At 70.3% G+C, this 6,000-nt stretch carries 5 protein-coding genes; 1 reads left to right on the top strand and 4 read right to left on the bottom strand.

Annotated elements, in window-relative coordinates:
- Positions 1-91 precede the first annotated feature (91 nt).
- The 4 genes from ACWCPW_RS26405 to polA form a co-directional block, all read right to left on the bottom strand.
- Complete coding sequence (locus ACWCPW_RS26405; RefSeq protein WP_449764059.1) at positions 92-1,120, bottom strand: DUF3068 domain-containing protein; 1,029 nt, start codon at positions 1,118-1,120, stop codon at positions 92-94.
- Between the two features lie 66 nt (positions 1,121-1,186).
- Positions 1,187-1,324, bottom strand: a complete 138-nt coding sequence (locus tag ACWCPW_RS26400) for a hypothetical protein (RefSeq protein ID WP_406295664.1) — start codon at positions 1,322-1,324, stop codon at positions 1,187-1,189.
- Between the two features lie 109 nt (positions 1,325-1,433).
- Positions 1,434-2,630, bottom strand: coding sequence for a hypothetical protein (locus ACWCPW_RS26395; RefSeq protein WP_449764058.1), 1,197 nt, complete (start codon positions 2,628-2,630; stop codon positions 1,434-1,436).
- A gap of 121 nt (positions 2,631-2,751) precedes the next feature.
- Positions 2,752-5,490, bottom strand: coding sequence for a DNA polymerase I (gene polA / locus ACWCPW_RS26390; protein ID WP_449764057.1), 2,739 nt, complete (start codon positions 5,488-5,490; stop codon positions 2,752-2,754).
- A gap of 103 nt (positions 5,491-5,593) precedes the next feature.
- Here polA and ACWCPW_RS26385 point away from each other — a divergent pair, with 103 nt between their 5' ends.
- Positions 5,594-5,974: a PaaI family thioesterase gene (locus tag ACWCPW_RS26385; protein ID WP_449764064.1), complete on the top strand. Its 381-nt coding sequence runs from the start codon at positions 5,594-5,596 to the stop codon at positions 5,972-5,974.
- Positions 5,975-6,000 lie beyond the last annotated feature (26 nt).

The following is a 6,000-nucleotide window of genomic DNA, read 5'->3' as shown; positions in this document are numbered from 1 at the left end:
CCTCGCTCGGGGCTTCGTGTCCCTCCGCTTCGCTCCGGGCCACGAAGCCCAAAGTCTGCGGCTCCGCCGCTCTCCGCGCTTCGCGCGTCGATCACCGGGGGTGGGCCGGGTCGGGGGCGCTGACGCGCCGGGGGGTGTCCGGGGTGTCGGCGGTTTTCGGGGTGGTGGGCGGTGGGGTGGGGCGGGATTTGCGGTCGGCGATGAATTGCAGGGCTACCGCGATGAGGAAGAGGACCACGCCGGTCACCAGGAGGGCCAGGGGGACGGTGTCGTGGACGGCGCGGAGTTTCCTGCTCTCGTCCTTGGCGTCGGCGATCAGCTTTTGGGACCACGCGGGGCGGGGCTTGAAGGTGCCTTCGAAGACCTTGGTGACCACGGGCTGTGCGTTGGGGTCGTCGGCGGGCGGGGACGTGCGCAGTTCCTCGGTGCGGGTCTCCTCCAGGTAGACCGGGATGCCGGTGACCGGCTCGACCCACATCCGGCGGGTCGCGGTGTACCAGAGCTGCATGCCCTGCTTCTCGACCGCGATCGGGTCCAGGCCGCCCGGGAGCTGCTTGGGCATCGGGATCTTCATCCACGGCACCTCCTGCTCGAAGCGGTAGGTCCGCAGCCCGTCCCGCTTCGCGGTGCCCTTGTACGCGATCACGTTCGCGCTGTGCGCCTGCGAGTCGTAGTAGTTGTAGTCGCGCTTGCCGGTGAAGAACGGCCACTTGTACGCGAGCCCGGTGTGCGCGGCGGGCGCGCCGTCGATCGACTCGCCGCAGCAGTTCCGCGGGATCTGGCCGGCCGCCTCGAACGCGTAGCGCTCGGGGAGTTGGGTGACGACCTTGCCGGTGCTGTCCAGGACCGCCAGGTTCAGGTCCCACACGACGGTGCCGTCCTTGGAGGCCTTGGCGTCCGGGCGGATCGTCTGGATCGCGGTGATCCTGGCCTTGCCCGGCCCCTCGGGGGCGCCCAGGAGCGTGGCGTCGGTCGCGTCCAGGACCACCACCCGGTAGGCGTCCTCGCCGGACAGCGCCCCGGCCACCATCCTCGGGAAGACGAACTCGCGCAGCAGCGGCGCCAGGGCCACGCAGAACACTGCCGCGACCAGCAGGATCAGACTGGACTTACGACGCATCGAGGTGGACCCCTTGCCGATGGAACCGGGTACGGATTCGGGCCGCCGCTCGCCCGGCCCCGCGCCTCAGGGGCGTGCGGGCGGGCTGGTGACCTGGAGCGGCTTGTGTACCGGCGCGGGATCGGCGGCGACGCACGCGTTCAGCGCGAACGCGGCCCCCACGGCCAGGAGCGCCCCGACCACGATCGCTGCGAAGGAACGCATCCGGCGGTCCACCTTCCTGCTGCCTCGGCCGCCGTCCGGGCGGCCGACGATGGGGCACGGTAGCAAGAAACGAGAACAGGTTCCCGTTCTTTGCGGATCGGATTACGCCCTACGGCGTGGCCGGGGCTCCCGAGGCCGACGTCGAGGCCGAAGCGCCCGCCGAGTCGCCGGTGCCGGTGGACGCGATCGACGTCGACGGCGAACCCGAGGCCGTGGCCGGCTTGCTCGTGGCGGGCTTGCCCGAGGCCGGCTTCTCGGTGGTCTGCTTCGGCGTCGGGGTCGACTTGGCGGGAGGCTGCCGGGCGTCCGGGACGGACCTGGCCCCGGTCGCGTAGTACGTCATCCACGACATCACGTTGCGGACGTACTCGTCCGAATGGTTGTAGGACAGGATCGCCGCGTTCAGACCCGCCCCGGTGGACAGGTCCCGGCTGCCCGCGCACAGGTAGCGGCCCGCGGTCAGCGTCGCGTCGAAGATGTTCTGCGGGTTGATCTGGCCGTCCCGGTTGCCGTCCATGCCCCAGCCCTTCCAGGTGGAGGGGATGAACTGCATCGGGCCCACCGCGCGGTCGAACTCGGTGTCGAAGTCGTAGCGACCGCCGTCGGTGTCGGTGATCCGGGCCCACGGGCCGCCATCCAGGCGCGGGCCCAGGATCGGGGTGACCGCCGTGCCGTCCACGGTCACGTTGCCGCCGTACGCGTGCTCCGACTCGACCCGGCCGATACCCGCGAGCAGCGTCCACGGCAGCTTGCACCCCGGATCCATCCGGGCCAGGTTGGACGCGGCCTGCTGATAGGCCAGCAACACCGTCTGCGGGATGCCGCCGGTGCCGGTCGCGGTGGTGCCGCGGGTGCCGGCCGCGGCGGTCGGCGTCCCCGGCGCGGCGGTGGTGGGCGGCGCGGACGTGGTGGGCGCGCCCGGCAGCGCCGCCGGCAACACCGGCGGCGGCAGTTCGAAGTGGGTCGGGCCGCCGCCGTTGGCCGAAGTGCCGTTCGCCGGCGCCGGATCGGACAACCTCGGCAGATCCGAGGTGGGCACCCGGTGCGCGGTGACCATGGTGAACGGGGACTGCACCGCCGCGCCGCACGCCAGCACCACCAAAATCGCCGCCGCGCCGCCCACCCACGGATTCAGGATGCGTCCGCGCTTGGCCGGAACGTCCGGCCCGCCCGATATCGGCGGCGCCACGGGACCCGGCTCCGACGCGGGAGCGGCGGCGGACACGCGCTCCGCCACCGCCTCGACCGCGTCCTCGTCCGGCGTGCCCGGCTTCTGCGGATCGGGCCCCGACTCGGCCTCTTCCACGAAGCTCCCCCCTCTGTGCGCAAGTTCGACCTCGCACCGGTCGTCCTCGACCACCGGTGACCCGTGCGAACCTATGCCGGCCACGGCCGGCTCTCCACCCCCACGGAGCACTCATTCACGATCAGTGACCCGCGTCCTCCCAGTTCGCCCCGAAACCGACCGACACGTCCAGCGGGGCGCGCAGCGGATACGCGCCGGCCATCTCCCGACGCACCAGCACCTCCAGCCGCTCCCGCTCGCCCGGCGCCACCTCCAGGACCAGTTCGTCGTGAACCTGGAGCAGTATCCGCGAGGCCAGCTTCTCCTCCCGCATCGCCCGATCCACCGCCAGCATCGCGACCTTGACGATGTCCGCCGCCGAACCCTGGATCGGCGCGTTCAACGCCATCCGCTCGGCCATCTCCCGACGCTGCCGGTTGTCGCTGGTCAGGTCCGGCAGATAGCGCCGCCGACCGAACACCGTCTCGGTGTACCCGGTCTGCCGCGCCTCCTCGACCACCTTGTGCAGATAGTCGCGCACCCCGCCGAACCGCTCGAAGTACGTCTCCATCAGGCCGCGCGCCTCACCCGGCTCGATGTCCAACTGCTGCGAGAGGCCGAACGCGGAGAGCCCGTACGCCAATCCGTACGACATCGCCTTGATCTTGCTGCGCAGCGCGTGATCCACCGCCTCCGGAGCCACCGAGAAGACCTGCGCGGCCATCGTCGAATGCAGGTCCTCCCCCGTCGTGAACGCCTCGATCAACGCCGTGTCCTGGGACAGGTGGGCCATGATCCGCAGCTCGATCTGGCTGTAGTCCGCGGTCAACAAGCCCTCGAAGCCCTCGCCGACCACGAACGAGCGCCGGATCAGCCGCCCCTCCTCGGTCCGGATCGGGATGTTCTGCAGGTTCGGGTCCTGCGAGGACAACCGGCCCGTGGCCGCCACCGTCTGATTGAACGTGGTGTGGATGCGCCCGTCGTCGGCGACCGTCTTGATCAGACCCTCGACCGTGGTGCGCAGCCGGGTCTGGTCGCGGTGGCGCAACAGGATCACCGGCAACTCGTTGTCGGTCTGCCCCGCCAGCCAGGTCAACGCGTCCGCGTCGGTGGTGAAACCCGTCTTGATCTTCTTGGTCTTGGGCAGGCCCAGCTCGTTGAACAGGATCTCCTGCAACTGCTTGGGCGAACCCAGGTTGAACTCGTGCCCCACCGCCGCGTGCGCCTCGTCCGTGGCCTGCTTCACCGCCGCCGCGAACTGCTCCTGGAGCGACTCCAGATACGGCAGGTCCGCCGCGATGCCCAACTGCTCCATCCGCGCCAGCACCGGCAGCAGCGGCAACTCCATGTCCTGGAGCAGCTCCAGACCGCCCTTCGCGGCCAACTCCACGTCCAGCGCCGCCGCCAGGTCCACCACCGCGCGGGCGGCCAGCATCAGCGCCGCACCCGGCTCCGCCTCGTCCTGATCGGACATGTCCAACGCGAGCTGCCCATCGCCCGCGCCGCTCTGGTCCACCTTCAGCTCACGACCCAGGAACCGCTCCACCAGCGTCTCCAACGCGAACGAGCGCTGCCCGGGCAACACCAGATACGCGCCCAGCGCGGTATCGCTGGTGACCCCCCACAACGCCCAGCCGCGCGCGGCCAACGCCAGGATCGGTCCCTTCGCGTCATGCACCGCCTTGGTCCGCTGCGGATCCGCCAACCAGGCCGCCAACGCCGCGTCGTCGTGCTCGTCCATGCCCAACGGGTCCACGAACGCCGCCGCGCCGTCCGCCGCGGCGAACGCCAGGCCCTTGACCTCGCCGGTCCCGCGCCCCCACGAACCGTCCACCGCGAGCCCGGTGCGCTCGGTGCCCGCCGCGTGCTCCTCCAGCCACGCGGTCAACCCGCCCGGCTCCACCACCGTGGTGTCCAGCTCGAAACCCGGCTCGGCCTCGATCACCTCCGGCACCAGCCCCGGATCCACCGCCCACAACCGATCCCGGAAGTTGGTGTTGCGGAACTCCAGCGTGTCCAGCACCACCTCGATCGCCGCCCGGTCGAACGGCTTGCGCTCCAGATCGGCCGGCGACACCTCCAGCTCCACCTCGCGCACCAGCTCGGTCAACCGCCGATTGAGCTTGACGTTGTCCAGGTGATCGCGCAGGTTCTGCCCCGCCTTGCCCTTGACCTCGTCCGCGCGCTCCATCAACTCGGCGAACGAACCGAACTCGCGAATCCATTTCGCCGCCGTCTTCTCGCCCACCCCCGGAATGCCCGGCAGGTTGTCGCTCGGGTCACCGCGCAACGCCGCGAAGTCGGGATACTGCGCCGGCGTCAGCCCGTACTTCTCCTCGACCGCCTCCGGAGTGAACCGGTGCAGCTTGCTCACGCCCATCATCGGATACAGCACCGTGACGTCCGAGGTGACCAACTGCAACGCGTCCCGGTCACCGGTGAGGATCAACACCTCGAAGCCCTCGGACGCGGCCCGAGTGGCCAGCGTGGCGATCACGTCGTCCGCCTCGTAGCCCGCCACCCGCATGGTCGGCACGCCCATCGCGGTCAGTTCCTCGACGATCAGCTCGACCTGGCCCTTGAACTCCTCCGGAGTCTCCGACCGGTTCGCCTTGTACTCCGGGAACTCCTCGGTGCGAAACGACTGCCGGGACACGTCGAACGCCACACCCAGATGGGTCGGCGCCTCGTCCCGCAACACGTTCACCAACATCGACGTGAACCCGTAGACCGCCTGGGTCGGTTGGCCCGTCGCGGTACTCATCGACGCTTCCTTGAGCGCGTAGAACGCCCGATACGCCAACGAGTGCCCGTCGAGGAGCAGAAGTCGCGGCCGGGAACCGGCGGGAACGGAGGTCTGGGGGGTCTGAGTCGCTGCCACGACCGCGATCCTAGGCTGTCAGGCCGACACAACCACGTATCCGGAGGACCGGCCCATGCCCGACGAGACCACCACGCCCAACCTCGACGAGGTCCTGGCGTTCATGAACATCGGCAACCAGGAGACCCTGTCCGACCGCATGGGGATCACCTTCGTGGAGGCGACCGCCCAACGCGTCGTGGCCACCATGCCGGTCAAGGGCAACACCCAGCCGTACGGACTCCTGCACGGCGGCGCCTCCTGCGTCCTCGCCGAAACCCTCGGCTCCGTCGGCTCCGCGCTGCACGCCGGCCGCGACGCCATCACCCTGGGCATCGAGATCAACGCCACCCACCACCGCTCCGCCAAATCCGGCCTGGTCACCGGCGTCGCCACCCCGGTACACCTGGGCCGCACCCTGGCCACCTACGAGATCGTCATCACCGACGAGGACGACAAGCGGGTCTGCACCGCGCGCCTGAGCTGCCTGATCAAGCGCGGCTGAACGAGCGCGGCCGAGCCCGCCGCGCC

Source organism: Embleya sp. NPDC001921 (assembly GCF_053594475.1).
The sequence above is the reverse complement of the archived record's forward strand: the minus strand, read 5'-3'. Positions and strand labels throughout refer to the sequence as shown.